The organism is Streptomyces sp. NRRL S-1813 (genome assembly GCF_000719605.1).
Classification (GTDB): domain Bacteria; phylum Actinomycetota; class Actinomycetes; order Streptomycetales; family Streptomycetaceae; genus Streptomyces; species Streptomyces decoyicus.
The window spans coordinates 1-25,117 of the sequence record NZ_JOHB01000002.1; the positions used below are offsets into that span (position 1 = coordinate 1).

24 protein-coding genes and 1 pseudogene are annotated in these 25,117 nt (G+C 71.5%); 20 read left to right on the top strand and 5 right to left on the bottom strand.

Annotated features, from left to right (window positions below; all coding sequences use genetic code 11):
- Window positions 1-105, top strand: a pseudogene (locus IF67_RS42790) (2-hydroxy-3-oxopropionate reductase); the annotation flags it as partial.
- 237 nt (window positions 106-342) lie between these two features.
- Here the strand turns inward: IF67_RS42790 and IF67_RS0104670 are convergent.
- A complete protein-coding gene (locus IF67_RS0104670; protein WP_030982380.1) occupies window positions 343-1,611 on the bottom strand; it encodes a cytochrome P450 family protein in 1,269 nt (422 codons plus the stop codon).
- Window positions 1,612-1,814: 203 nt separating this feature from the next.
- Between IF67_RS0104670 and IF67_RS0104675 the strand changes: the two genes are divergently transcribed.
- From IF67_RS0104675 to IF67_RS0104695, 5 genes are all read left to right on the top strand, one after another.
- Window positions 1,815-2,042, top strand: coding sequence for a hypothetical protein (locus tag IF67_RS0104675; RefSeq protein WP_030982381.1), 228 nt, complete (start codon window positions 1,815-1,817; stop codon window positions 2,040-2,042).
- A gap of 233 nt (window positions 2,043-2,275) precedes the next feature.
- Entirely contained in the window at window positions 2,276-2,446 is a 171-nt protein-coding gene (locus IF67_RS44115) for a hypothetical protein (RefSeq protein WP_199812682.1), read from the top strand.
- Window positions 2,447-2,759: 313 nt separating this feature from the next.
- Entirely contained in the window at window positions 2,760-4,280 is a 1,521-nt protein-coding gene (locus tag IF67_RS0104685) for an AlkA N-terminal domain-containing protein (RefSeq protein WP_030982382.1), read from the top strand.
- The gene (locus IF67_RS0104690; RefSeq protein WP_030982384.1) at window positions 4,277-4,789 is read left to right on the top strand and encodes a methylated-DNA--[protein]-cysteine S-methyltransferase; all 513 of its coding nucleotides are present in this window, start codon (window positions 4,277-4,279) and stop codon (window positions 4,787-4,789) included. The genes IF67_RS0104685 and IF67_RS0104690 overlap by 4 nt, the downstream gene beginning before the upstream one ends.
- 68 nt (window positions 4,790-4,857) lie before the next feature.
- Entirely contained in the window at window positions 4,858-5,607 is a 750-nt protein-coding gene (locus IF67_RS0104695) for a 2OG-Fe(II) oxygenase (RefSeq protein WP_030982391.1), read from the top strand.
- Between the two features lie 42 nt (window positions 5,608-5,649).
- Here IF67_RS0104695 and IF67_RS0104700 read toward each other — a convergent pair whose 3' ends face one another.
- Both IF67_RS0104700 and IF67_RS0104705 read right to left on the bottom strand, forming a co-directional pair.
- A complete protein-coding gene (locus IF67_RS0104700; RefSeq protein WP_030982393.1) occupies window positions 5,650-6,414 on the bottom strand; it encodes an SDR family oxidoreductase in 765 nt (254 codons plus the stop codon).
- 204 nt (window positions 6,415-6,618) lie between these two features.
- The gene (locus IF67_RS0104705; RefSeq protein WP_030982395.1) at window positions 6,619-7,602 is read right to left on the bottom strand and encodes a ScbA/BarX family gamma-butyrolactone biosynthesis protein; all 984 of its coding nucleotides are present in this window, start codon (window positions 7,600-7,602) and stop codon (window positions 6,619-6,621) included.
- 174 nt (window positions 7,603-7,776) lie between these two features.
- Between IF67_RS0104705 and IF67_RS0104710 the strand changes: the two genes are divergently transcribed.
- Both IF67_RS0104710 and IF67_RS0104715 read left to right on the top strand, forming a co-directional pair.
- Entirely contained in the window at window positions 7,777-8,451 is a 675-nt protein-coding gene (locus IF67_RS0104710) for a ScbR family autoregulator-binding transcription factor (RefSeq protein WP_037838814.1), read from the top strand.
- 575 nt (window positions 8,452-9,026) lie between these two features.
- Window positions 9,027-11,480, top strand: a complete 2,454-nt coding sequence (locus tag IF67_RS0104715) for an MFS transporter (RefSeq protein ID WP_030982399.1) — start codon at window positions 9,027-9,029, stop codon at window positions 11,478-11,480.
- 188 nt (window positions 11,481-11,668) lie between these two features.
- Here the strand turns inward: IF67_RS0104715 and IF67_RS0104720 are convergent, their stop codons facing one another.
- A complete protein-coding gene (locus IF67_RS0104720) occupies window positions 11,669-12,202 on the bottom strand; it encodes a GNAT family N-acetyltransferase (RefSeq protein WP_030982406.1) in 534 nt (177 codons plus the stop codon).
- Window positions 12,199-12,378, bottom strand: a complete 180-nt coding sequence (locus IF67_RS0104725; RefSeq protein ID WP_158713032.1) for a hypothetical protein — start codon at window positions 12,376-12,378, stop codon at window positions 12,199-12,201. Before IF67_RS0104725 ends, IF67_RS0104720 begins: the two co-directional genes overlap by 4 nt.
- A gap of 933 nt (window positions 12,379-13,311) precedes the next feature.
- Between IF67_RS0104725 and IF67_RS0104735 the strand changes: the two genes are divergently transcribed.
- From IF67_RS0104735 to hypF, 12 genes are all read left to right on the top strand, one after another.
- The gene (locus IF67_RS0104735; RefSeq protein ID WP_030982410.1) at window positions 13,312-14,055 is read left to right on the top strand and encodes a DUF4232 domain-containing protein; all 744 of its coding nucleotides are present in this window, start codon (window positions 13,312-13,314) and stop codon (window positions 14,053-14,055) included.
- 222 nt (window positions 14,056-14,277) lie between these two features.
- On the top strand, window positions 14,278-15,363 hold the full coding sequence (locus IF67_RS0104740) for a hydrogenase expression protein HypE (RefSeq protein ID WP_030982412.1): 1,086 nt from the start codon (window positions 14,278-14,280) through the stop codon (window positions 15,361-15,363).
- A gap of 84 nt (window positions 15,364-15,447) precedes the next feature.
- Window positions 15,448-17,232: a nickel-dependent hydrogenase large subunit gene (locus tag IF67_RS0104745; RefSeq protein WP_030982414.1), complete on the top strand. Its 1,785-nt coding sequence runs from the start codon at window positions 15,448-15,450 to the stop codon at window positions 17,230-17,232.
- On the top strand, window positions 17,229-17,861 hold the full coding sequence (locus IF67_RS0104750) for a hypothetical protein (RefSeq protein ID WP_234340979.1): 633 nt from the start codon (window positions 17,229-17,231) through the stop codon (window positions 17,859-17,861). Before IF67_RS0104745 ends, IF67_RS0104750 begins: the two co-directional genes overlap by 4 nt.
- Window positions 17,858-18,526 carry a DUF5947 family protein gene (locus tag IF67_RS0104755; RefSeq protein ID WP_051817592.1) on the top strand — a complete coding sequence of 223 codons (669 nt, stop codon included), beginning with the start codon at window positions 17,858-17,860 and terminating at the stop codon, window positions 18,524-18,526. Before IF67_RS0104750 ends, IF67_RS0104755 begins: the two co-directional genes overlap by 4 nt.
- Window positions 18,523-19,227 carry a DUF6084 family protein gene (locus tag IF67_RS0104760; RefSeq protein ID WP_030982419.1) on the top strand — a complete coding sequence of 235 codons (705 nt, stop codon included), beginning with the start codon at window positions 18,523-18,525 and terminating at the stop codon, window positions 19,225-19,227. Before IF67_RS0104755 ends, IF67_RS0104760 begins: the two co-directional genes overlap by 4 nt.
- Window positions 19,224-20,645 carry a hypothetical protein gene (locus tag IF67_RS0104765; RefSeq protein ID WP_030982421.1) on the top strand — a complete coding sequence of 474 codons (1,422 nt, stop codon included), beginning with the start codon at window positions 19,224-19,226 and terminating at the stop codon, window positions 20,643-20,645. The genes IF67_RS0104760 and IF67_RS0104765 overlap by 4 nt, the downstream gene beginning before the upstream one ends.
- Window positions 20,642-21,208 carry a hydrogenase maturation protease gene (locus IF67_RS0104770; RefSeq protein ID WP_030982423.1) on the top strand — a complete coding sequence of 189 codons (567 nt, stop codon included), beginning with the start codon at window positions 20,642-20,644 and terminating at the stop codon, window positions 21,206-21,208. Before IF67_RS0104765 ends, IF67_RS0104770 begins: the two co-directional genes overlap by 4 nt.
- Window positions 21,202-21,306: a DUF6893 family small protein gene (locus tag IF67_RS46135; protein ID WP_406204727.1), complete on the top strand. Its 105-nt coding sequence runs from the start codon at window positions 21,202-21,204 to the stop codon at window positions 21,304-21,306. Before IF67_RS0104770 ends, IF67_RS46135 begins: the two co-directional genes overlap by 7 nt.
- Before the next feature lie 128 nt (window positions 21,307-21,434).
- Window positions 21,435-21,815, top strand: coding sequence for a hydrogenase maturation nickel metallochaperone HypA (gene hypA, locus IF67_RS0104780; RefSeq protein ID WP_030982425.1), 381 nt, complete (start codon window positions 21,435-21,437; stop codon window positions 21,813-21,815).
- Window positions 21,816-21,818: 3 nt separating this feature from the next.
- Entirely contained in the window at window positions 21,819-22,673 is an 855-nt protein-coding gene (gene hypB, locus IF67_RS0104785) for a hydrogenase nickel incorporation protein HypB (RefSeq protein WP_030982427.1), read from the top strand.
- Window positions 22,670-25,084, top strand: a complete 2,415-nt coding sequence (gene hypF, locus IF67_RS0104790; RefSeq protein WP_030982429.1) for a carbamoyltransferase HypF — start codon at window positions 22,670-22,672, stop codon at window positions 25,082-25,084. The genes hypB and hypF overlap by 4 nt, the downstream gene beginning before the upstream one ends.
- Window positions 25,085-25,117 lie beyond the last annotated feature (33 nt).

Here is a 25,117-nt window from a genome sequence, read left to right on the forward strand (position 1 = left end):
GCCGGCCTCGTCGCCTCCCTGCGCGCACAAGGCGACGGCGGCCTCGACCACTCCGCCCTCCTGCGCGGCGTCGAACGACTCTCCGGACACACCACCGAAGACTGAACCGCTCCGCGGGACCGCCCCGTGGCCGCACGGGGTCGGCCGGCGCCGCGACTGCCGTACCCGCAGTCGCGGCGCCGGTCTGCTGTGGGGCGGCTTCTCGCCGGGCGGGCACTTGCGGGGCCGGTGGGAACGGCTCGGGCGAGGCGATATGTAGCGGTCTGTCGGAGCGATGTGTGGCTGCTCAACGGGGCGAAGTGCGGCGGTTTTGACCGCCGGGACTTTCGCGTACGGCCCGATTCACCGGCCGAGGGTCACCGGAAGGCTCGCCAGACCGCGCATCAAACGCGTGCGCCGCCACTCCAGCGCATCCCAACTGGCCACCGCCGGACGGATGCCGGGGAAACGCGTCAGCAGCACCTCGAAGGCGATCCGGGCCTCGACGCGGGCCAGCGGCGCACCGAGGCAGTGGTGCGGACCATGTCCGAACGAGAGATGTCCACCCGAGCGCTCGGGTCCCTCGGAATGCCGGCCGCGCTGGGGACCGTTCGGGAGCCGGGGGCCGTTCGGACGCTCGGGACGGTCCGGGCGCGCCGTACGGACGTGACGGTCCAGTCGTACCTCGTCCGGCGCGAGGAACTGTGCCGGATCACGATTGGCGGCTCCGGGGGACACCAGAACCACCTCCCCCGCGCCGATCCGGGCGCCGCCGAGTTCGATCGGTTCGGTGGCAAAGCGGAAGGTCGCGAGGGTGATCGGGGCGTCGTGGCGCAGAAACTCCTCGACCGCGGCGGGCAGCAGGCCGGGATCGGCCCGGAGGCGGGAGCGGAGCGCGTCGTCCTGGAGCAGGGCCAGCATCCCGTTGCCGATGAGGTGGGTCGTCGTCTCGTGGCCCGCGACCACCAACAGCACGGCCAGGGAGACGAGTTCGGCCTCGGACAGCTGGTCCGCCTCGTCGCGGGCGGCGATCAGACCGCTGAGGACGTCGTCCCCGAGGTCCTGGCGCCGGGCCGCGATCAGCCGTGTCATGTAGTCGCTGAGGGCATGCGACGCGAGGTCCACGGTGTCCGGGGCCGCCGCGGCGAACAGGTCATGGGACCAGCGCCGCACCGCCGCACGGTCCGGCTCCGGTACCCCCAGCAGCTCGCTGATCACCGCGATCGGCAGCGGCACGGCGAACTCCTCGACCAGATCCGCCGACCCGCGCGCGGCCAGTGCGTCGGCCAGCTCCTCCGCGATCGCACGGATGCGGGGCTCCAGCCGTGCGACGGCCGCCGGAGTGAATGCCTTCATCGCCAGCTTCCGCAGCCGGCCGTGGTGCGGCGGGTCGGTGGCGAGCATGGTCCGGCTGACGGCGGGCGCCAGGTCGCGCTTGCCGGGACGGTCGGCGAAGTAGCGGGCGGTGTCCTTCGACAACCGTGCGTCCGCCAGCGCGGACCGGGCCTCCGCCCATCCGGTCACGACCCATGTCGTACGGCCGTTGCCCGTCCTCACCTGTTGCACGGGACCGCGCGACCGCAAGGCGGCGAGCAGCGGATACGGGTCCCGGGAGAACTCGGCTGAGTCCATGGGGTTGTTCACGGTCGGCCTCTTGTCCCTCGTCGAAGAGGCAGGTTCCGGGGCCGTGCGGACCAGCCGCCCGCTCCGTGTCCCTGCCACCCGGCCAGCCTAGTGAATGCTTGCCGGGGCAAGCGCTGGTGCGCACGGCGGCCGCTGATGCTCACGGCGGCTGTCGAAATGCGCGAGCGCGGAGCCCGGCGCACGCTGGATGCATGACTGAGCACCCGCCCGTCATCGTGCACCCGCCGACGCCCTCCGGTGGCCGACGGGTGACCGTACGTGGGCAGATCGTCGGCCTGGCTCACGGCCGTGGCGATGTCGCCGAATTCCTCCGCCGCGCGGGCGTCGCCGGCCAGGCCGAGGACATTGCGCTGGACGATCCCCGGCTTGTCGAATGGCGCGGCGGCTCGTTGGACGACTGGCCGATGCCGCCCGCCTGACGCGGCGGGCGGTGCCTCCGGGCAGCGGCAGGGACGTCGGCGCGGCTGAGGCTCGGGCGGACGGGCCACGACGGGTACGCCACCCGTCCGTAGCCGTAGCCACCTTCCAGAGCCGGAGCGGAGCCGTACCCGCACCGCCTGAAACCAGTGCTGGTGGCAAGACATACGCTGGTGAGCGGCGGTCGAAAGGCTGTCAGTTCGTGAGGTGCGGCAGAAGAGGGCGGGAGTACGGCGTGAGTGACAGCGGGGACACAGGGGACAGCGGCTACGGTGACGACGGTATGAGCAGCCACGGCTCGTCGTCGAGCGGCCTCCCGAGCGTGAGCGTCCTGCGGAGGGCAATGCGCTGGGAGACGCTCGCGCTGGTCGTGTTCCTGGTGGTCCTGGCAGCGATGGCGTCGTAGGGCGTCCGCACAGTCCGCCTGGCGCGAGTGCGCCCCGCGCGCCGTGCCGAGCCGTTCCGACCCGCCCGGCCTTCTCCACGGAACTGCGGTCGACTGCCGGGGACTTCGTCCCCCGAGCACCGCCGCTTCCCGTGTCCCCACGTCCGGTCCGGCCGCGACCCGTACGCTCGCGACCCGGCCGTGCCGCGACCCGCACGCCCGTGAACCGACGCCCGCGTCCCGTTCCTCTGTGCTCAGGCTCTCCGGGCTGCCGAACGTGCCGTCCGATTTCCGCCAGCGTCGCCGTCTGACCTGCTGCACAGTGGACTCTGTGATGCATGAGGACAGCAGGTACGAGGCGGTGCGCAGCAGGGACGCCAGATTCGACGGCGCCTTCTTCTTCGCGGTGTCCACGACCGGGATCTACTGCCGGCCGAGCTGCCCCGCCACCACGCCCCGCCGCCGGAATGTCGCCTTCTTCCCGACCGCCGCGGCCGCCCAGGGCTCCGGTTTCCGCGCCTGCCGGCGCTGCCGTCCCGACGCGGTGCCCGGCTCCGCGGAGTGGAATGCCCGCGCCGATGTCGTCGGGCGGGCGATGCGGCTGATCAGCGATGGTGTGGTCGACCGGGAAGGGGTCTCCGGGCTGGCGGCCCGGCTCGGCTACAGCGCCCGGCAGGTGCAGCGGCAGCTGAACGCCGAGCTGGGCGCCGGTCCCGTGGCGCTGGCGCGGGCACAGCGCGCGCACACCGCCCGGGTCCTGCTCCAGACCACCGGTCTGCAAGCGGCCGAGATCGCCTTTGCGGCCGGGTTCGCCAGCGTGCGGCAGTTCAACGACACCATCAAGGAGATCTACGCACTGACCCCGAGCGAGCTGCGCGCCGCCCGCCCCGGAAAGACGGCCCGATATGGCGCGGTGGCGCCGCATGCCATGCCCGGGGTGCTGCCGCTGCGGCTGGCCTTCCGCGGGCCGTACGCGGCACGGCAGCTGTTCGACCACCTCCAGCGGCGCGCCCTCACCGGCATCGAGGACGTCAGCGGCGAGCTCGGCGCCCGCACCTACCGGCGCACCCTGCGGCTGCCGAACGGCACCGGTATCGCCGAGGTCGACGAGGCGGCCGGCGACGGCTGGCTGGACTGCCGGCTGCGCCTCACCGAACTGCGCGATCTCACCACCGCGGGCCAGCGGGTGCGGCGCCTCTTCGACCTGGACGCCGACCCGTACGCGGTCGCCGAGCGGCTCGCCGAGGACCCCGTCCTGGCACGGCTGGTGGCCGAGCGCCCCGGACTGCGCTCCCCGGGCGCCGCCGCCCCGGACGAGCTCGCGGTCCGTGCCGTACTCGGTCAGCAGGTCTCGGTCGCGGCCGGCCGCACTCTCGGCGCCGCCCTGGTCGCCGCGTACGGCGAACCGCTGCCGGAGCCGTCCGGTGCGCTCACCCATCTCTTCCCTCGCGTCGACGACCTGGCGGGGGCCTCGCTCGCGGAGCTCGGCATGCCCGAGTCCCGGCGGACGACCCTGCGCACCCTCGGTTCCGCGCTCGCCGACGGCAGCGTCAGGCTGGACACCGGAGCCGACCGGGACGAGGCCGAGCGCGCGCTGCTCGGGCTGCGCGGCATCGGCCCGTGGACCGCCGGCTACATCCGGATGCGCGCCCTCGGGGACCCCGATGTGCTGCTGACCGGCGATGTGGCCGTACGGGCCGGTATGTGCCGGGCCGGAGTCCCGACGGCCGGTCCGGCAGCGCGGGCGGACACCTGGCGCCCCTGGCGCTCCTACGCCATGCACCACTTCTGGAACGTGCCGGCCACACAGCCGGCGCGCACCCGCCCCTCCACCACGGAAAGCACAGGACCATGACGCTCTACACCACCCTCGACAGCCCGCTGGGCGAACTCCTGCTGGTGGGCGAGGAATCGGCCACCGCACCGGGCGGTACCGCGCTCGCCTCGCTGACCGTGCCCGGCCAGAAGGGCGGTGCGACCATCCAGGACGGCTGGACGTATGACCCCGACGCCTTCGCCGAGATCGCCCGCCAGCTCCGCGCCTACTTCGACGGGAAGCTGACCCGTTTCGGCATCGAGTACGCACCGACCCGGGGCACGGACTTCCAACGGCGCGTGTGGAAGGCCCTGGAGGCCGTTCCGTACGGCACCACGACCACGTACGGGGCGATTGCCGCCGATGTCGGTGCGGCGCGGGGCGCGGTGCGCGCCGTCGGCACGGCGATCGGCGCGAACCCGTTGCTCGTCGTCCGGCCCTGCCACCGTGTGATCGCCGCGGACGGATCCCTGTCGGGTTACGCGGCGGGCCCCGTCCGCAAGCGGCAACTCCTCGGCATCGAGGGTGTCGCGCCGGACGCCGGCTGAGTCCGCTGTACGGGACGCGGCCCCCGCTCCTCTGAACCGCCCCGCCCGAAGCCCCCCTGGAGCACACCATGACCACCACGACCACCACGACTGCCAAGCGCCGAGCCCGCACCGCCTCGCTCGCCGAGCGCGTCGGGGCCGCCGACTGGACGGCGCTGACCGACGAACTCGACACCCTGGGCTGTGCGTTGACCCCTCGTCTGCTCAGCCCGGCCGACTGCCGCGACCTCATCGCGCTGTACGACCGGCCCTCCCGCTTCCGCTCGACCATCGAGATGGCCCGGCACCGCTTCGGCTCGGGCCAGTACCGCTACTTCGCCGACCCGCTGCCCGAACCGGTCCGGGCCCTGCGCGAGGCGTTCTACCCGCACCTGCTGCGGACGGCGCGTGACTGGGCGGACAAGCTCGGCAGGCCGGCGCCCTGGCCGGACACCCTGGGGGAGTGGCTCACCCTGTGCCATGAGGCCGGGCAGGCCAAGTCCTCGCAGATTCTGCTCCGTTACGGGGCGGGCGACTGGAACGCGCTGCACCGGGACATCTTCGGGGACATGGTCTTCCCCCTCCAGGTCGTCATCGGCCTGGACGAGCAGGGCACCGACTACACCGGCGGTGAGTTCCTGCTCGTCGAGCAGCGGCCCCGCGCACAGTCCCGCGGCACCACCACCGTCCTGCCACAGGGCCACGGCCTGATCTTCACCACCCGCGACCGCCCCGTTCGCTCCGCCCGCGGCTGGTCGGCCGGTCCGGTACGCCACGGTGTGAGCACCGTCCGCTCGGGCCAACGGCATTCCCTGGGCCTGGTCTTCCATGACGCCTGACGACGCCGCGGCTTGCGCCGGACCCAGGACCGTCCCGGCGGGTCAGAGCATGGAGCCGCCGGTGACGTCGATGCGCTGACCGGTGACCCAGCGGGAGTCGTCCGAGGCCAGGAACGCGGCGACGTCCGCGATGTCCGTGGGGTGGCCGATCCGGTTGAACACGGAGATGGACGCCAGCGCCGCATGCGCCTCGGGTGTCGCCCGCATCGCCGCATTCATGTCGGTCTCGATGAAGCCGGGGGAGATGGTGTTCACCGTGATGCCGCGCGCACCGACCTCCTTGGCGAGGGTGCGCGTCAGGGTATCCACGGCGCCCTTGGAGACGCCGTAGGCGATGGTCGACGGGAATGCCGTACTCGTCACCGCCGACGAAATGTTGATGATGCGTCCGCCGTCCCGCATCCGGCGCAGACCGTGCTGGATCACGAAGAACGGTGCCTTGGTGTTGACCGCGAGGGTGCGGTCGAAGTCCTCGGGCGTCACCTCGTCGATGTGCCCCGGAATGCTGATCGCGGCGTTGTTGACGAGGATGTCGAGGCCGGGCTCCGCGCCGCACGCCGCAAGCCCGTCGTCGAACGCGGCGAAGAGTGCTTCGGCATCACCGGGAACTCCCATCTCCGCACCTACTATGAAGGCCCGGCCGCCCGCGTTTCGGATGCTCTCGGCCGTTTCCTTGGCCGCGGTGTCGTTGCTGCCGTAGTGGACGGCGATCAGTGCACCGTCCTCGGCGAGGCGCTGGGCGATGCCCCGGCCGATACCCCGGCTGGATCCCGTTACCAGCGCGGTCTTTCTGTTGAGCTCACCCATGATCGTTCTTTGGCCTTTCCGTGTCTGCAGCGGGCGTGCTGCCGCCGAGGACTGTTGGTTGCTGTGAAGTTTTTCGGCAGCCGGGGGCCGGCTGCCCCTGTCTCAAGAGCCGCTGCTGCTCCTGACATGTGGTGGCTCAGGAAGCGTGGTGCGCTGACCGGGGTAAGGGCCCGTTGAGAAGTACGTTCCTCGTGGACGGTGCGCTCAGCGCCGGGGGTCCAGCGCCGTCAGGGTGGACACAAACACGGGGTGGCCGCCCTGTGAGCCGGTGACCTGGACTGTTGTGCTGCAGGGCAGCGCCGACGAGATGCGGCGGGCCTCGATTACGCAGGGGCCGTCATGCTCGGCGTAGCGGCGGAAGTCGGTGCCGAACGCGTAGGGAACAAAGCCGTCGGGGACAGTCAGGATGCGGGCGGCCTGCTGTGCGGCGTCGAGCAGCACCATGCCCGGAACATGGTCGTTCGCCGGGTTCACCACCGCGGCGTGACCGGGGGCGACGCGCAGCAGCCAACGGTCGGGCCGGTCGGTGGGGGAGAGCAGGACGTCGCTGTCACTGACGCTGCCGGTCAGCCGGGGCGGGACCGGGGCGGGGAGCGGGGCGAGGGTGCGCCGCGCGGCCAGCCGCTCGCCGCGGATCCGTCGGTAGACGGCGGGCGAGGTGACCGTGACGCTGGAGTGGCCCGTCGCCACGATCCGGCCCGCCTTGCGGATCGTCATGTCGAAGCGGCCGCCGGCCATCGCACCGGCCCGCATGCGCATTTTGCTGCACGTGACGTCAATCGTCAGCGAAGTGGGTCCGCTTCCCACCGCGAGGTGTTCGGGGTGAGTGGTATAGACGAGGTCCCCGAGGATGAAGTGGTGGCCGACAGGTACGCCGAGTTCGGTGTGGGAGAGCAGCAACCCGGCCTGACGGATGGTCTCGCCGGTGAGGATGAGATGGTGACGCCCGCGGTTGGGGGCGAAGTACCCGTGATCGTGCGGCCACTGGGCAGTCAGTGAGAAGTGGGACTCATCGAGGCGGCGCCACGAAGTGACCAGAATGTCGTCGGCGAAGGGGCGATGCACGAACTCCCGCCGGACGGGGACGTCGAGACGGGGCGGCGGGGTGCCGGGCTGCTTCCGGTTGAACCGCAGCTGATGTGGAGACCTGGGCTGAACCGTGCCGCTGACGTGCATCGTTTCGCTCATGACTGCCCCCAGGCATCTCTACGGGATGAGGTACATCGCTGTTAAGATACGTACCATCCGGTTTTATTTTCAATGCCGGGCCGACGAAAAGGGGAAAGTAGCTGATCCAGCAGTGACTTGGGCTGTAGCTAACTGTTGCGGAACGTGAAGACATCGAGAGACAGGAGGCGTCCTGTGGCACAACAGGACCGCGCGATCCGGACCCGGCGAGTGATCTTGGAGGCGGCCGCGTCGGTTTTCGACGAGCAAGGCTACGACCGCGCGACGATCGCCGAAGTCCTCGAGCGCGCTGGCGTGACGAAGGGCGCCTTGTACTTCCACTTCGCCTCCAAGGAACAGCTAGCGCTCGCGGTGCTCGAGGAGCAGGTAGTCGATATCGCCGTCGAGCCGCAGAAGATCAAACTTCAGGAATTCGTCGACTCGGGCCAGGTGCTGGCATACCGGCTGCGCAGCGATCCGATCCAGCGTGGTGCGGCGCGACTGGCCGTTGAGCAGGGCTCCAACCACCTCGACCGCAAGCAGTCGATGATCTCGTGGACCCATTTCGTCGAGAGCCTGCTGAACGAGGCGAGGGATCGTGGCGAAGTGCTGGAGAGCATCGTCGTACGCGAGACCGCGGAGCTGTTCGTCGGCGCCTTCGCCGGACTCCAGATGATGTCGCAGGCCCTGACCAACCAGGCCGACCTCAGTCGCCGGCTCACTGTGTTCTTCGAGCACACCCTCCCCAGCATTGCGGTGCCGGCCATCCTCGCCAAGCTCAATCTGGATCCGGAGCGCGGTGCGAAACTCAATGCGGCTCTTCAGGGGGGAGCGCCGGCAGAGTCCGCGGCCGGCGTCGCCGCGAGCTGAACCGGTCCCGGTCCGCGGGGGGTTCGGGAGTCGGGTAGCGGCGTGCACATTCCGGTGCATTCAGGGTGGTGAAAACATACCGCGCACGCGGTGTTGATTGTTGAAGTGTGGAAGAGTCGTGCACGAATCGTGCACGTCAGAGGCGTCGTGGAGATGTCACGGCGCCTCTCAGCGTTGACGGGTGCTGCGGTCAACGACAGGCCGTGGTGGTGCGCGGTCACCGCCGGGCCGCATTGTCAGTGGCGTGCTGTTCACTGGATTCGGCGGGTTCAGCGGATTCCGCATCGAAGGCGAGGTCGGGGGAGGCCAGATGCACGGGGTGAAGGGGAGCCGGAGGCGGGGCGGCGTGAGGCAGATCACGAGCGGTGCGGGGAGATGCCGGCCGGTGCGCCGGAATAGGCCCGCGAGATAAAACGTTCGGCATGCACGTATCAATGGCCTGATCGTGCCGATGCCCGTGGGCGACGCCCACACCGCGAACGCCTGTTGCTCACCCCTGCCCCGCCATTCCTCACGACACACGCTCACCCCCACTCTCCCTGACGTTCACCCTCTGCCGCCTGGAGGCCGCACGCATGACCCGGACGACGACGGACCAGCTTCCCGGAAGGGCGGCGACCACCGCTGCCGCGCCCCCGACGCCCGACCCGGCCGCGGGCGGGCGCCACAGAACCCGCGGCGGCATCGTCCCGGTCCTCGCCTTCTCCGGCATCGTCGTCGCCGTGATGCAGACGCTGCTCGTGCCGGTCATCAAGGACCTGCCCGTGCTGCTCAACACGGCACCCAGCAATGCCACTTGGGTCATGACGGCCACCCTTCTCGCGGGTGCCGTCTCGACGCCCGTCATGGGACGGCTCGGCGACCTCTACGGCAAGCGGCGGATGCTGCTGACCAGCCTCGCGGTCATGGTCGTCGGCTCGCTGATCTGCGGATTCACCAGCGACCTGATCACCATGATCGTGGGCAGGGCGCTCCAGGGCTTCGCCATGGGCGCCATTCCGCTCGGCATCGGCATCATGCGCGACGAGCTGCCGCGCGAACGGCTCGGCTCGGCCATGGGCCTGATGAGCTCGTCGATCGGCGTGGGCGGCGGACTCGCGCTGCCGGCCGCGGCCCTGGTCGCCCAACACGCCAACTGGCACACCCTGTTCTTCGGCGCTGCCGGGCTCGGCGTGCTGTCGATGCTGCTCACCCTCCTCGTCGTACCGGAGAGCGCGGTACGGGCCCAGGGGCGCTTCGACGTGGCGGGCGCCCTCGGGCTGTCGGCCGGGCTGGTCGCGCTGCTGCTGCCCATCACGAAGGGCAGCGACTGGGGCTGGGGCTCGCCCACCACCCTCGGCCTGTTCGGCGTCGCGGCCCTGATCCTGGTGCTGTGGGGTGTGATGGAGCTGCGCATGGCCGACCCTCTGGTCGATCTGCGGACCACCGCCCGCCGCGAGGTGCTGCTGACCAACCTCGCCTCGATCACCGTCGGTGTGGCCTTCTACGCGATCTCCCTGGTGCTGCCGCAGCTGCTGCAACTGCCCGAGTCGACCGGCTACGGCCTGGGCCGGTCCATGGTGGTGGCCGGTCTGTGTGTGGCACCGCTGGGCGTGACGATGATGTTCGTCGCCCCGCTGTATGCGCGCATCGCCGCCCGGCGCGGTCCCAAGGTCACGCTGCTGCTCGGCATGCTGGTCATCGCGATCGGCTACGGCGCGGGCATCGGCCTGATGAACGCCCCCTGGCAGACCGTCATCATCGCGGTGGTCGTCGGCGCCGGCATCGGCCTGGCGTACTCCTCGCTGCCCGCGCTGATCATCGGCGCCGTCGACCCGTCCGAGACCGGCGCTGCCAACGGACTGAACACCCTGATGCGCTCGATCGGCACCTCGGTGTCCAGCGCCGTGATCGGCATGGTGCTGGCCCATATGTCCCAGCGCGTCGGGACGGTCACGGTGCCCACGATGGCCGGCTTCCGGGTCTCCTTCCTGATCGCGACGGCCGCGGTCATCGTTGGTGTCCTCCTGGCCTCCTTCCTGCCGTCGCAGCACAAGGTGTCCCGTCCGACCCTGGTCGCGCAGAGCACGGACAGCGGTGCCGAGGAGGTGCTCGCAGCTGACGCCGGTGCCGACGGGGCGGCGGTCCCACCGGCCGACCGGCCGGGCCGGCTCGTGAAGTCCGCACCGTCCTGGGCCCGGCCGGCCACCGCAACGCAGGCCGTCCGTCTACCGTCCGCGCCCGCCGAGGCGACCGCGACCGGACCGGCCGAGACGCCGGCCGGCTTTGCCGGCCGCGTCCTGGACGCTTCCGGCACCCCGGTCCCGGGCGCGAGTATCACCCTGATCGACCGGCAGGGCCGCCAGGCCGACGTCACCACGGCCGGCGCCGACGGGCGCTATGCGCTCGCCGCCCCCGCGGCCGGCACCTACGTCCTCACGGGCGCAGCGCCCGGCCACACCCCGTATGCCGCCTCTGCCAGTTACCGCGGCGAGGGCGTTGCGTCCCAGGTCGATCTGATCCTCGCGGGCACCGGCCGGTTGGGCGGCGTGCTGCGCGGGGGCCCCGAAGGCGCCCCGCTGGCCGGCGGGAGCATCGTCCTGACCGATGCCGGTGGCGAAGTGGTGACCCGTACGACCTCCGGCACCGACGGGAGGTGGGAGACGGCCCCGCTGCCGCCCGGCCCGTACACCCTGGTTCTCAGCGCCCCCGGTCACCAGCCGCAGGCCCGCGCCGTCGAACTGTCCGGCGGCGAACCGGAACGGCAGGACATCTGCCTACAGCCGACCGCTACCGTCCGCGGAACGGTCCGGGGCCCGAACGGCCGGCCGCTCGCCGACGCCGCAGTGACCCTCGTCGAGGACGGCACGGTCACGGCGCATACCGTCACCGGCCCGGACGGTACCTTTGCCTTCTCCGACCTGAGCGGCCCTCACTACACCCTCACGGCAGCCGGCTACCCGCCACACGCGGTCCCGATATCCCTCGCCGGCGGCGCCCACGAGATCCTCGACCTGGACCTCGCCCAGCCGTCGGTGGCCGCCGGCTGACCTGCGTGTAGCTGTCCACGCACAGACGCCGTGACTGGCATGGAGGCACCGGCGTGTACTTCGCGTACCTGTCGGCGTGCGGTGGGCACATGGTGCCGCGTGCTCAGGCCGGCGCCTGCGGGACGTGGCCCCTTCCCCGGGTGGGATCCCGGGGAAGGGGCGCCACGTCCGGAAGGCGCCGATGCCTCTCAGCCCTGGTACTCCGTGAGGTCAATGCTGTGCACGGTCAGCGCATGGCCGTACTCCGGATGCGTGGCCTCCCGCTCGAAGGCCATGCCTAGCTTGCGCACCACGTTTTCCGAGGACTCATGGCCGAGCCGGTTGATGGCGATGACGCGGTCGAGGCCGCGGTCCTGGAGGGCGAACTCCAGCACGGCCTGGGCGGCTTCGGACGCGTAACCCTGGCCCCAGTACTGCCGGCCGAAGCGCCAGCTGATCGCGATATCGGGCTGCGCTTCCGGCAGGAACTCGGGGACGGACAGGCCGGCGCAGCCGGCCAGTTCACCCGAGGCGAGCAGTTCGACGGCGAAGAGGCCGAAGCCTTCGTCGTCCCACTCCTCCTCCCACCGTTCGATTTCCTCGGCGGTCCCGTCCAGGTCGAGGACGGAACCGTCGCCGATCCAGCGCATGACCACCGGGTCCGCGTTGATGTCCGCCATGGGGGCGAGGTCGTCGTCGGTCCAGCGGCGGAGGATGAGGCGGGGGGTGTGGATCTCGGTCATCCGCCCATCCTGTCGAAAGCGGTGGCCCAGCGGTAATCGGCGGGTGCCCGCGCGGGGGCCGCGGCCGGTGGGACGCGGCGGCCCTCGCCGAGGGCATCGCGCCGGCCACCGAGGCGCTGCCGAAGGGCCTGGACTTTCTGGATCGCCTCGCCGCCGACCCGCGGCAGGCTGGTCATCACCGGGTGTACGTCGTCCGGGGCTCCGTGCCGCCCAACCCACCGTGCCCCGGCTCGAGGACGGGCAGCCGGCGCCCGTGGCGGCTCCCTGCTGATCTGCCATGGCGCGGGGAGGGTGTCGGACCGCAACACCGTCCGCTACAACGTCAGCGGCAACGACCGCAACACCTCCGCGCCCTATGGCGTCGTTTCGGTCGTCTGCGGCCCCGCAACCCGCACCCTGGTGTACAACAACACCCTCATCGACACCCGCATCACCGTCCCGGGCACGGCTATGGTCAGCGGCATCAGCCTCGGCGGCGTCACGTTCCGTAACCACATCTTCGTCGGCGCCCCGTCGCCAGGGCGCGCGCTCCCCGATCGCCGATCCGCGCAACTCCTACGCCCACAATCTCTACGCCCGCCTCGTGGGGATTCCCGTGCGGGCGGGCCGGCGAGGTGCGCGCCGATCCGCGGTTCGCCGCCCCCGGTGACGTGCGGTAGCGCACCGTCTCCCCGGCGCCGGGTGCGGGTGTCCCCGCCCCGGAAGGAGGTGGCCGTGACTTCTACGGCCATCCGCTCCCCGACCCGCCGAACGTCGGCGCCTACCAGGGACACGGGGTGCAGCGGGTCACGCGACCGGCAGGTTCACCGGGGCCGGTGGGCCTGCCGGGATGCGTGGGGCAGGTGATCTCGATCGACGGAACGGCCGAACCTGGCGGTGCGGCATCCGCAACTCGGGAATTATCTGCGATTCTGAGCGACACGCCCCGAATACCGGCTGGTCACACCGATTGCCGGGGTTACCGGCGTGCCGAGCGCACCGGCTCGTTAGTGGTGTGTTAGTGCCTCGTTAGCGGACCGGCAGTGCCCGGGGCCACGCTGGCTGGAGCACCGCACGGACCGTAGACACCCACGACGAGAGCTCGCACCTACCAGACGAGGGGGACACTTATGTCGCTCACCACCAAGACACTCGGCCGCGGCCGTCGTGTCGCCGCGGGATCGCTGATCGCCGTCGCGGCGCTCGGGCTCACCGCCTGCAAGGGCGGGCCCGACGCTGCATCCCGCCCCTCGTCGGCCGCCGCACCGGTGACGTCCCAGGACACGGAGCGCGGCAACGGCGCACAGTCGGCCGGTGGCAGCGCTCAGTCGTCCGCCGCGAAGCCGCAGTCCTCGGCGAACGGCCAGCGGCCGTCGGCGCCGGCGAAGGCGGCATCCCCCGGCGGCAAGCCGACGGCCAGGACCCCGAGCGCCGCACAGTCCCAGGCCTCCGCCATGACGGCCTCGGACCGCTGCAACGCCGCCGATATGTCGTTGCGCCTGGGGCGCTCCGACATCGGTGCGGGCAACATCCGCTACCCCCTCGTCTTCACGAACAAGGGCAAAAAGGCCTGTACGCTGCGCGGCTTCCCCGGGGTCTCGCTCATCAAGCGTGATGGCTCGGCCGTCGGCAAGCCCGCCACCCGCGAGGGCGGCTCCGGACCCGTCGTCCGGCTCCAGCCGGGGCAGAGCGCCCACGCCCTGCTGCACACCCTCAACGACGGCGTCTCGGACACCCCGTGCTGGGACCGCTCGCAGCTCGTCTTCGTCTACCCGCCCGGCTCCAAGGAGCCGATGACCACGGGCAGTGACGGACTGCGGGTGTGCGGCGGACGGTTCGATGTGACCGCGGTGGAGGCCGGGGCACTGGGCTGACGCGCACTACGGCGACACGGGAGCCGGGCGGCCGCGAGGGCGGTTGTCCGGCTCCCTGCGTTGTCCGTCGGGTGGAGGGCGCTCCTCGGACCGGGCGCTCGGGTGGTGTGTCACCGCAACGGCCCCTTGTGACCGCCCCGTCGCTGCTGATCGGTGTTACCAAGGTGGATGGAAGTCTTGAAATGAGCGCTTTCGCTGCATATCTGCCTAGGAGACATCCCCATGGCTGCTTCGAGCGTGGCCGACCAGGCCGCTGCGAACGGAAAGCCGTCCGCCGAGGACGAGTCCCCGATCCACATTCTCTGGATCAACGCCGGCCTGAGCTGCGATGGCGACTCCGTGTCGCTCACCGCCGCGACCCAGCCGAGCATTGAGGAGATCGCGCTCAGTGTGCTGCCGGGGTTGCCCAAGGTCGCCGTCCACTGGCCACTGATCGATTTCGAGTGCGGCCCGGTCCAGGGCGCGGACAATTTCATCGAGTGGTTCTTCAAGGGCGAACGCGGCGAGATCGACCCGTTCGTGCTGGTCATCGAGGGGTCGATCCCCAACGAGTCCATCAAGCCGGAAGGCTACTGGTGCGGTTTCGGCGACAACCCCGAGACCGGTCAGCCGATCACCACCAGTGAGTGGATCGACCGGCTCGCCCCCAAGGCGCTCGCCGTTGTCGCGATCGGCACCTGCGCCACGTACGGCGGTATCCACGCGATGGCGGGCAACCCGACCGGAGCCATGGGTGTGCCGGACTACCTGGGCTGGGACTGGACGTCCAAGGCCGGGATCCCGATCGTGTGTGTGCCCGGCTGCCCGATCCAGCCGGACAACTTCTCGGAGACGCTGGTCTATCTGCTCTACCAGGCGGTGGGCTCGGCCCCGATGATCCCGCTGGACGACCAGCTGCGTCCCACCTGGCTCTTCGGGGCGACCGTGCACGAGGGCTGCGACCGGGCCGGCTACTACGAACAGGGCCAGTTCGCCACCACCTACGACTCGCCCAAGTGTCTGGTGAAGATCGGATGCTGGGGTCCCGTGGTCAAATGCAACGTGCCCAAGCGGGGCTGGATGGACGGAATCGGCGGCTGCCCGAACGTCGGCGGTATCTGTATCGCCTGCACCATGCCCGGCTTCCCCGACAAGTTCATGCCGTTCATGGACGAGCCGCCCGGCGGCAAGATCTCCAGCACCGCCAGTGCCGCGTACGGCAGCGTCATCCGCAGGCTGCGGGACATCACGGCCAAGACCGTCGACCACGAGCCCAAGTGGCGCCATCGCGGCGACCAACTGACCACCGGCTACCGCAAGCCGTGGTGAGCCCACCCCGCCAGCAGTCGTCCGGCACCCCGGACCTCCGTCCGACCTCACCTCCGCGCGCAACAGAAGGGCACGGCACTCACGATGGCACCGAAGACAAAGGCGGCCGGTGACGGCAGCGGTCTGACGGAGATGTCCTGGGATCCGATCACCCGGATCGTGGGCAGCCTCGGTATCCACACCAAGATCGACTTCAAGCAGAAGCGGGTCGCCGAGTGCTACAGCACCTCGTCCGTCTTCCGCGGCTACAGCGTCTTCATGCGGGGCAAGGACCCGCGCGACGCCCACTTCATCACCAGCCGGATCTGCGGCATCTGCGGTGACAACCACGCCACCTGCTCGGTGTACACGCAGAACATGGCCTACGGGGTGAAGCCCCCGCACCTGGGGGAGTGGATCATCAACCTCGGCGAGTCCGCCGAGTACATGTTCGACCACAACATCTTCCAGGAGAACCTGGTCGGGGTCGACTACTGCGAGAAGATGGTCCGCGAGACCAACCCCGGTGTGTGGGAGCTCGCCCAGCGCACCGAAGCCCCCCACGCGGGCGACCACGGCTACCGCACCATCGCCGACATCATGAGCTCCCTCAACCCCATCGAGGGCGAGTTCTACCGCGAGGCGCTCCAGGTCAGCCGCTACACCCGGGAGATGTTCTGTCTCATGGAGGGCCGCCATGTGCACCCCTCCACGCTCTACCCGGGCGGCGTCGGCACCGTCGCGAGCGTCCAGCTGTTCACCGACTACCTCAGCCGGCTGATGCGCTATGTCGAGTTCATGAAGCGTGTCGTCCCGCTCCATGACGACCTGTTCGACTTCTTCTACGAGGCGCTGCCCGGTTACGAGGAAGTCGGCCGGCGGCGGGTGCTGCTCGGCTGCTGGGGTGCGCTCAACGACCCCGACCACTGCGACTTCACCTATCGCAACATGACGGACTGGGGGCGGAAGATGTTCGTCACCCCCGGCATCATCGTCGACGGCAAGCTGGTCACCAACGACCTCACCGAGATCAACCTCGGCATCCGGATCCTGCTGGGCAGCTCCTACTACCAGGACTGGGAGGGTCAGGAGCAGTTCGTCACCCACGACCCGCTCGGCAACCCCGTCGACCCCCGCCACCCCTGGAACCAGCACACCATTCCGGCCCCGCAGAAGCGCGACTTCAACGACAAGTACAGCTGGGTGATGTCCCCGCGCTGGTTCGACGGCAAGGAGCACCTGGCGCTGGACACCGGCGGCGGCCCGATCGCCCGGCTGTGGTCCACCGCGCTGTCCGGGCTCGTCGACACCCCGTACGTCAAGGCCACCGGCCGGAGTGTCGTCATCGACCTGCCGCGCAGCATGACCAAGCCCGCGACCCGCTTCGAGTGGAAGATCCCGAAGTGGAGCAACGCGCTGGAACGCAACCGCTCCCGCACCTACTTCCAGGCGTACACGGCCGCCATGGCGCTGCACTTCGCGGAGCAGGCCCTCGAAGAGGTCCGCGCCGGACGCACCCAGACGTGGGAGAAGTTCGAGGTTCCCGACGAGTCCATCGGCTGCGGCTTCACCGAGGCGGTACGCGGCGTCCTCTCGCACCACATGGTCATCCGGGACGGGAAGATCGCCAACTATCACCCGTACCCGCCGACCCCGTGGAACGCCAGCACCCGAGACACCTACGGCACCCCCGGCCCCTATGAGGACGCCGTCCAGAACACCCCGATCTTCGAGGAGAACTCCCCGGAGAACTTCAAGGGCATCGACATCATGCGCGCGGTGCGCAGCTTCGACCCGTGTCTGCCCTGCGGCGTCCACATGTACGTCGGGAACGGCAAGTCCGTACAGAAGATGCATGTGCCCACCGGCCTGAGCGGGCTGTCCGGATGAGCGCCCGGACCACCACGGCGCCGGCCGCCGCCGCACCGCAGACCGACGGACCGCAGTCCGCCACAGTGCAGGCAGACGCGCCCCACGCCGCCGCACCCAACGCCGAGGCGACCGGCCGGCGCGTCGAAGAGGTACTGGACCGCCTCGCACAGCGCGACGACCGCGAGGCCGGCGCCGCCGCCGAGGAGCTCGTCCGCGTCCTGATGGACTTCTACGGCGCGGGACTCGCCCGGATCATGCACCTCCTGGGCAGCGGCACGGACGACGGCGGCCCCGGCTCGGCGCTGCTCCGCGACGAGCTGGTGACCAGCCTGCTGGTGCTGCACGATCTGCACCCCGAGGACACCACGGCACGCATCGACCGCGCCCTGGACAGCGTCCGCCGGCAACACCCCGCCGAGGTGGCGGAGTTCGACGCGGACAGCGGAACGCTGCGACTGCGCTCCGGCGACTCCGGAGGCTGCGGCTGCCCGAGCACGAACCAGCAGGCCCAACAGGCCGTCGAGGCCGCCGTGTCCTGCTTCGCGCCCGAGGTGACCTCGGTGCAGTGGGAGGCGGCGGGAGCCGGAAAAGAACCGGCGCTGCTTCAGATCTCCCGCCGCCCGCCGACCGCCGCCACCGCCTCGTGAGCGCCCGGCAGACGGCGCCCCCGCGGCTCGGACCGCCGACCGCCCACCGCGGCCTGCGCCGCTTCCGCGCACCGGTGCCCCCCGCTCCGGAGCGCTGTGAGCTGTGCGGCGTGGTGCTCGGCGAGCACAACCACCGCCACCTGGTCCACATCGAACGCCGCGCACTGGCCTGCGCCTGCATCCCCTGCGCGCTGCTCTTCGAGCGGCCCGGTGCCGGCAGCGGACAGTTCCGTACGGTTCCGGACCGCTATCTCGTCGACTCCGGCCACACCCTCGACGACGCGGCCTGGGACCTGCTCCAGATCCCCGTCGGTGTCGCCTTCTTCCTGCGCAATGCCGACCTCGACCGGCTGGTCGCGCTCTACCCCAGCCCGGCCGGCGCCACGGAGAGCGAACTCGACCCGTCGACCTGGGAGGCCGTGCTCGCCGCCAGCCGGCTGGCCGGCCTCCTCCAATCCGATGTGGAGGCGCTGCTGCTGCGCCGCTCCGAGGGCCGTATCGACTGCTATCTGGTGCCCGTCGACATCTGTTACGAACTCGTCGGCCGGATGCGCCTGTTGTGGCAGGGCTTCGACGGCGGCGCCGAGGCACGCGCCGCACTCTCCGACTTCTTCACCAAGGTCGCCCGCCGGGCCCGTGAGCCGAAGGAGGACGACCGGACGTGACCGACCTGTCCTTCGTCTGCACCGGTGTACGCGCCGACCGCTACGCCGCCGCCCCCACCCTCCTCTTCCGGCTGCGCATCACCGCCGCCGCAGCGGACCGGGTGCACGCCCTCGCGCTGCGCTGCCAGCTCCGCATCGAACCGGCCCGGCGCGGCTACCGGTCCGACGAGGCCGAGGCGCTGTCCGACCTCTTCGGCGAGCGGTCCCGCTGGGGCAGCACCCTGCACCCCCTCCAGTTCGCCCAGGTCTCCCTGGTCGTCCCCGGCTTCACCGGCGAGACCGAGGTGGACCTCCCGGTCCCGTGCAGCTACGACCTGGACGTCGCGGTCGGCCGGTACTTCCATGCGCTGCGCGACGGCGAGGTGCCGCTGCTGCTGCTGTTCTCCGGCACGGTGTTCGCCGGGGCCGGCGGCTTCCACGTCGAGCCGGTGCCCTGGAGCAAAGAGGCGTCCGTGCGGATGCCGGTGGCGGTCTGGCAGGAGATGACCGACACGCACTTCCCCGGCTGCGGCTGGCTCCGGCTGCCCCGCGAGACCCTTGACGCGCTGCTCGCCCACCGCTCCCGGCACGCCCTGCCCTCCTGGCAGGCGACCGTCGAGTCGCTGCTGGCCACGGCCGGCGACCCCGAACCGCCCGCACCGCGCGCCCGGCTCTTCCCCGGCGCCGTCGCCCGCCCCGTCAGCGAGAGGACCGCGCCGTGACGACCAGCGTCCTGCCCGACGAGACGGCGGACCACTTCGCCACCGCCCGCCAAGTGGCGGACGCCGTGCTGTTCGAGGGCTATGTGCTCTACCCGTACCGCGCCTCCGCCGCCAAGAACAAACTCCGCTGGCAGTTCGGCGTCCTCGTACCGCCCCACTGGGGTGCCGAGAGCGCGGAGCACTCCTTCCAACGCACCGAATGCCTCATGGAGCCCAGGTCCGGCGCCCGGCTCTCGGCCGAGCTGCGGTTTCTGCACGCCCAGCGGCGAACCGTCCAACGCCTGTCCCCGGCCGACGGGTTCGAGACCGTCGAGGAACTCGAACTGCCCGACCGGGTACTGGTCCCCTGGGACGAGGGCTCCGAGGAGCGCGTCACGCTCGTGGCCGACATCTCCAAGCTGACCGGGGAGGGCGTCACCGTCCCGTTCACCCGGCCCGCGCGGGAGGAGACCGAGCCGGTGCACGACGCCGACGGGAAGCTCGTCGGCCGACTGGTGCGCCGCTGCGCGGAGGTCCAGGGACATGTACGGCTGACCGCGAGCGAACTCGACGGTCCGTACACGGCGCTGCGGCTGACCGCGACCGTCGAGAACACCAGCGGCTGGCAGCCGGACGGCACCGGCGCCGACCGTGATGCGGCGCTGCCCCATTCCCTGGTCGGCGCCCATCTCCTCCTCGGCCTGAGCGCGGGCTCGTTCGTGTCGATGACCGACCCGCCGGAGTGGGCCCGAGGCGCCGTCGCGGCCTGCCGCAACGCACACGCCTGGCCGGTGCTCGCCGGCGCCGACCGCCGCGCCGACGTGGTCCTGTCCTCCCCGATCATCCTGGAGGACCACCCGGCCATCGCCCCCGAGAGCCCCGGCGCGCTCTACGACGCCCTGGAGATCGACGAGATCCTCGCCCTGCGCACCGCGGCCCTCACCGACCAGGAGAAGCGCGAGGCCCGCGGCACCGACCCCCGCGCCGCCGAGGTCATCGAGCTCGCCGACACCATGCCGCCCGAGGTGCTGGAGCGCCTGCACGGCGCCGTACGGGCACTGCGCGAGGTCACCGGACCCGGTCCGGCCGCCCCCGACGCCCCGACCCCTGACGTGCCGGGACTGCGCCCCGACACCCCCTGGTGGGACCCGGAGAGCGACCGCAGCGTCGATCCCGTACGCGACCGGATCACGGTCGACGGGCACTCGGTCGGCGCCGGCAGCCGGGTGCTGCTGCGGCCCGGTCTGCGGCGCACCGACGCCCAGGACCTCTTCCTCCAGGGCCGCACCGCCCAGGTGGAGGCCGTCCTGCACGACGTCGACGGCGGAGTGCACCTCGCGGTGACCGTGGAGGGCGACCCGGGTGCCGACATCCGTCGCGAGCAGGGCCGCTTCCTGTACTTCCAACCCGATGAGATCGCTCCGCTGGAGGACGCGTGAACGCCGCCGCACCCGTCGCCGGGCCGCCCGCGAAGACCCTGATCGCCGGGGTCGGCAACATCTTCCTCGGCGACGACGGCTTCGGTGTCGAGGCCGTCCGCCGGCTGGGCGAGCACCCGCTCCCCGACGGAGTCGAGGTCGTCGACATCGGCGTACGCGGCGTCCACCTCGCCTACCAGATGCTGGACGGCTACCACACCGTGCTCCTCGTGGACGCCTCCGCGCGCGGAGGCGAACCCGGCACCGTCCACCTCCTCGACGCCACCACTCCGGCCGGCACCCGCCCCCCGGACACCGCGCTCGACGGCCACCACATGACCCCCGATGCCGTGCTCGCGCTGCTCGACACGCTCAGCGCGGGCACCGGCGGCCGGCGCCCCGAGCGCGTCCTGGTCGTCGGCTGCGAACCCGCCGATGTCGCCGAAGGCATCGGGCTCAGCGAACCGGTCGACGCCGCGGTCGACGAAGCCGTGGAGCTGATCCTGCGGCTGGTCGGCGCGGCGGAGCCGGCACCGTCCGCCGCCGGACCGCACACAACCGAGAGGAACACGACACCATGCTGAAGCTCGCCCTGAGCGGGGCGTTCGCCGCCGCGCTCGCCCTCGCCCTCAAGGCCGTACTGCCCGACGTCAAGCGCTACCTGCGCATCCGCTCCATGTGACCGGGCGGCGCTGCACCGAACGGTGTACGCCACCGCACCGCCGCGGCGAGGCACCGCGGCGGCCCTCCGGACCCGCCGTCTAATGAAGCCGAGAGGCCCCCGGTCGTCCCCGCACCAGAGAGGGACCGATGCACGAGATGTCCATCGCGCTTGCGGTCGTGGAGCAGGTCGAAAGCGCGGCCCGGCCCACCGGGGCCACCACCGTCAACAGCGTCCGGCTCCAGGTCGGCGAACTGGCCGGGGTGGTCCCCGACGCGCTGGCCTTCTCCTTCGAACTCGCCTGTGCCGGAACGGTGCTGGAGGGTGCGGAACTGGTCACCGAGCCCGTCCCGGCCCGCGCCCGCTGCGGCCCCTGCGCGGACACCTGGCCGGTGGGCATGCCGCCACAACTCAGCTGCCCCGGATGCGGCGGGGCGACGGCGGAGCTGCTGACCGGCCGTGAACTTCAGATCGTCAGTGTGTGCTGGAACGACGCCCCGGTACACGTCCCTATGCACAAGGAGCGCTGAACCATGTGCCGTGTCGTCGATCTGCAACAGGCGGTCCTCGCCAAGAACGACGCCTGCGCCCACACCCTCCGCGAGGACCTCGCCGCCCGTGGCACCGCGGTCGTCAACCTGCTCTCCAGCCCCGGCAGCGGCAAGACCGCCCTCCTGGAGCGCGAACTCACCCTCGCCCACAGCCGGGGCATCCCCGTCGCGGCGCTCACCGCGGACCTCGCCACCGAGAACGACGCCGTACGGCTGGCCCGCTCCGGAGTGCCCGTCAAACAGGTGCTCACCGACGGGCTGTGCCACCTGGAGGCCGAGATGCTGGGCGGCCACCTCCACGGCTGGCTCCCCGCCGACACCCGGCTGCTGTTCATCGAGAACGTCGGCAATCTGGTCTGCCCGGCCTCCTACGATCTGGGGGAGACGCTGCGCATCGTGCTGGCGTCGGTGACCGAGGGCGAGGACAAGCCGCTGAAGTACCCCACCGCCTTCGGACTCGCCCATCTGGTCGTGGTCACCAAGACGGATATCGCCGAGGCGGTCTCGTTCGACGAGAAGGAGTTCCGCGCCAACGTCGAACGCATCAACCCGGGCGTGGAGGTCGTCCTCACCTCGGCGCGCGGCGGTGAGGGAGACGGTCTGCTGCTGGACCGGGCGCTGGCCGCGCGCGACGGCGCGCCGGTGCACATCCCGGTCATGACCCGCAAGTCCCACCACGTCCACGACGCCGAGGACGGCCAGCCGCACGACGTGGGCCACACCCACGACGACGAGGGCCACACCCACCACGGGGAGCACGCCCACGCCGCGCGGGCGCAGGACCGCGGCCACGCGCACACGACCGACTCCGACACCGTGGCGTCGAGCCGCTCATGACCACAGGGCAGGTCGGCGGGGTCACCGCGAAGGCCCCCGCGACGGCCGCCGCACGCCGCCGGATCACCGTGCGCGGCGTCGTCCAGGGCGTCGGCTTCCGCCCGTTCGTCCACACCCTCGCCACGGAACTCGGTCTGACGGGCCATGTGACCAACACGGGCGAGGGTGTCGTCGCCGAGGTCGAGGGTGCCTCCGCCGCGCTCGTCCGCTTCGCCCGGCGGATCAGCGCCGAGGCGCCACCGCTGGCCGTGGTCGAGGCCGTCGAGGGCGAGGACATCGCGCTGACCGGCGACGCCGGGTTCCGCATCCTGCCCTCGCGCGCGGACGGCCTCTCCCGCACCCTGGTCTCCCCGGACGCCGCCACCTGCGACGCCTGCCTCGCCGAGCTGACCGATCCGGCCGACCGCCGCCACCGGCACCCTTTCCTCACCTGCACCCACTGCGGTCCGCGCTTCACCATCGTCACCGCGGTCCCCTACGACCGTGCGCTGACGACCATGGACCGCTTCCCGATGTGCCCCCGCTGCGCCAGGGAGTACGCGGACCCAACCGACCGGCGGTTCCACGCCCAGCCCATCGCCTGCCACGACTGCGGTCCCCGCCTGCGCCTGCTGACCGCGGACCCGGCCGACCGCACCCGTCCACCGCGCCCGGCGCCCGGCCCCGACCCGGTCGCCGACACCCGCCGGCTGCTCGCCGCCGGCGCGATCGTGGCGGTCAAGGGCCTCGGTGGTTACCACCTCGTCTGTGACGCCTCCGACGACGACGCCGTCGCCCTGCTGCGCCGCCGCAAGGCCCGCGGCGACAAGCCCTTCGCCCTGATGGCACGTCACCTCACCGACATCGAGCATCTGGTGCGCGTCCGCGCCGAGGAGCGCGCCCTGCTCACCGGGCCGGTACGCCCCATCGTCCTGCTGCGCCGCCTCCCGGCCCCCGCGCCCGCCCCGGACGCGCCGGCGCTGTCGGCCGCCGTCGCCCCCGGCAGCCCCGACCTGGGCGTCATGCTGCCGTACACACCGCTGCACCATCTGCTGCTCGGTCTGCCCGATGACCCGCCGGGACCCCGGCTGCTCGTCATGACCAGCGGCAATGTCGCGGGCGAACCGATCGTCACCGACGACGACGAAGCCGTAGCGCGTCTGGCGCACCTGGCGGACGCCTGGCTCACCCACGACCGGCCGATCCGGATCCCGTGCGACGACTCCGTGGTCCGCATCAGCGACGGGGAACAGCTGCTGGTCCGCCGCTCCCGTGGATACGCGCCCCTGCCCGTTGCCCTCCCGGTGCCGGTGCAGCCCGCGCTCGCGGCCGGCGGCGACCTCAAGAACGTGCTCTGTCTCGCCGAAGGACACCGCGCCTGGCTGTCCGCGCACATCGGTGACATGGACGATCTGGCGACCCAGCTCGCGTTCGAGCGGGCCGAGGCACATCTGGAGACGGTGACCGGAGTGCGCCCCCGACTCCTCGCCGCCGACCGGCACCCCGGCTACCGCTCCGGGCAGTGGGCCCAGCGTCACACCGACGGCCGGCCGCTGGTACGCGTCCAGCACCACCACGCCCATATCGCCGCGGCCATGGCCGAACACGGCCTGCACGACGGTCACCCCGTCATCGGCGTCGCCTTCGACGGCACCGGCTACGGCGACGACCAGGCCGTCTGGGGCGGCGAGATCCTGCTCGCCGACTATGACGGATACCGCCGCTTCGGACAGCTCGCCTACGTCCCGCTGCCCGGCGGCGACACCACCGTACGGCGCCCCTACCGGATGGCCCTTGCCCATCTGCGCGCCGCCGGGATCGACTGGGCCGAGGACCTGCCCCCGGTGGTGGCCTGCCCGCCGGAGGAGCGACGACTGCTGGTACGGCAGCTCGAACGCCACCTCAACTGTGTGCCCACCTCCAGCATGGGCCGCCTCTTCGACGCCGTCTCCTCACTGGCCGGGATCTGCCACCAGGCCGGATACGAGGCCCAGGCCGCCGTCGCACTCGAAGCCGCGGCCCTGACCGCGGAGGAGGACCGCGGACCCGGCTATGCGTTCGCGCTGCGCGCCGCACCGACGGGCGAGACGGGCGCCGACACCGTCGCCGACCCCGCGCCGGTGCTCACCGCCGTCGTCGCGGACCTGCGTGCGGGCACCGCCCCGGCGCTGATCGCGGCCCGCTTCCACACCGCGGTCGCCGACCTCGTCCGGCGCTGCTGCGCCCTGGCCCGGGAGCGCGCGGGCCTGACGACCGTGGCACTGACCGGCGGCGTCTTCGCCAACACCCTGCTGGCCGAGGCCACCGCCCGCCTCCTGCGGCAGGACGGCTTCACCGTCCTGCGCCACCGCCGCGTCCCGCCCAACGACGGGGGACTGGCGCTCGGCCAGATCGTCGTGGCGGCGCGCACCGCAGGAGCCGCCGCGCGCTGAGCGGCGCCCCCGCGCGGCAGACGCAACGTACCC

Bases quoted from the DNA above. Each gene is read 5' to 3' on its own strand.
- IF67_RS0104745 (WP_030982414.1), top strand. From the start codon at position 15,448: ATGGCACCGAAGACAAAGGCGGCCGGTGACGGCAGCGGTCTGACGGAG.
- IF67_RS0104720 (WP_030982406.1), bottom strand. From the start codon at position 12,202: ATGACCGAGATCCACACCCCCCGCCTCATCCTCCGCCGCTGGACCGAC.
- hypA (WP_030982425.1), top strand. From the start codon at position 21,435: ATGCACGAGATGTCCATCGCGCTTGCGGTCGTGGAGCAGGTCGAAAGC.
- IF67_RS0104715 (WP_030982399.1), top strand. From the start codon at position 9,027: ATGACCCGGACGACGACGGACCAGCTTCCCGGAAGGGCGGCGACCACC.
- hypB (WP_030982427.1), top strand. From the start codon at position 21,819: ATGTGCCGTGTCGTCGATCTGCAACAGGCGGTCCTCGCCAAGAACGAC.
- IF67_RS0104725 (WP_158713032.1), bottom strand. From the start codon at position 12,378: ATGACCAGCCTGCCGCGGGTCGGCGGCGAGGCGATCCAGAAAGTCCAG.
- IF67_RS0104735 (WP_030982410.1), top strand. From the start codon at position 13,312: ATGTCGCTCACCACCAAGACACTCGGCCGCGGCCGTCGTGTCGCCGCG.
- hypF (WP_030982429.1), top strand. From the start codon at position 22,670: ATGACCACAGGGCAGGTCGGCGGGGTCACCGCGAAGGCCCCCGCGACG.
- IF67_RS0104675 (WP_030982381.1), top strand. From the start codon at position 1,815: ATGACTGAGCACCCGCCCGTCATCGTGCACCCGCCGACGCCCTCCGGT.
- IF67_RS0104695 (WP_030982391.1), top strand. From the start codon at position 4,858: ATGACCACCACGACCACCACGACTGCCAAGCGCCGAGCCCGCACCGCC.
- IF67_RS0104740 (WP_030982412.1), top strand. From the start codon at position 14,278: ATGGCTGCTTCGAGCGTGGCCGACCAGGCCGCTGCGAACGGAAAGCCG.
- IF67_RS0104705 (WP_030982395.1), bottom strand. From the start codon at position 7,602: ATGAGCGAAACGATGCACGTCAGCGGCACGGTTCAGCCCAGGTCTCCA.
- IF67_RS0104750 (WP_234340979.1), top strand. From the start codon at position 17,229: ATGAGCGCCCGGACCACCACGGCGCCGGCCGCCGCCGCACCGCAGACC.
- IF67_RS0104700 (WP_030982393.1), bottom strand. From the start codon at position 6,414: ATGGGTGAGCTCAACAGAAAGACCGCGCTGGTAACGGGATCCAGCCGG.
- IF67_RS0104670 (WP_030982380.1), bottom strand. From the start codon at position 1,611: ATGGACTCAGCCGAGTTCTCCCGGGACCCGTATCCGCTGCTCGCCGCC.
- IF67_RS46135 (WP_406204727.1), top strand. From the start codon at position 21,202: ATGCTGAAGCTCGCCCTGAGCGGGGCGTTCGCCGCCGCGCTCGCCCTC.
- IF67_RS0104690 (WP_030982384.1), top strand. From the start codon at position 4,277: ATGACGCTCTACACCACCCTCGACAGCCCGCTGGGCGAACTCCTGCTG.
- IF67_RS0104685 (WP_030982382.1), top strand. From the start codon at position 2,760: ATGCATGAGGACAGCAGGTACGAGGCGGTGCGCAGCAGGGACGCCAGA.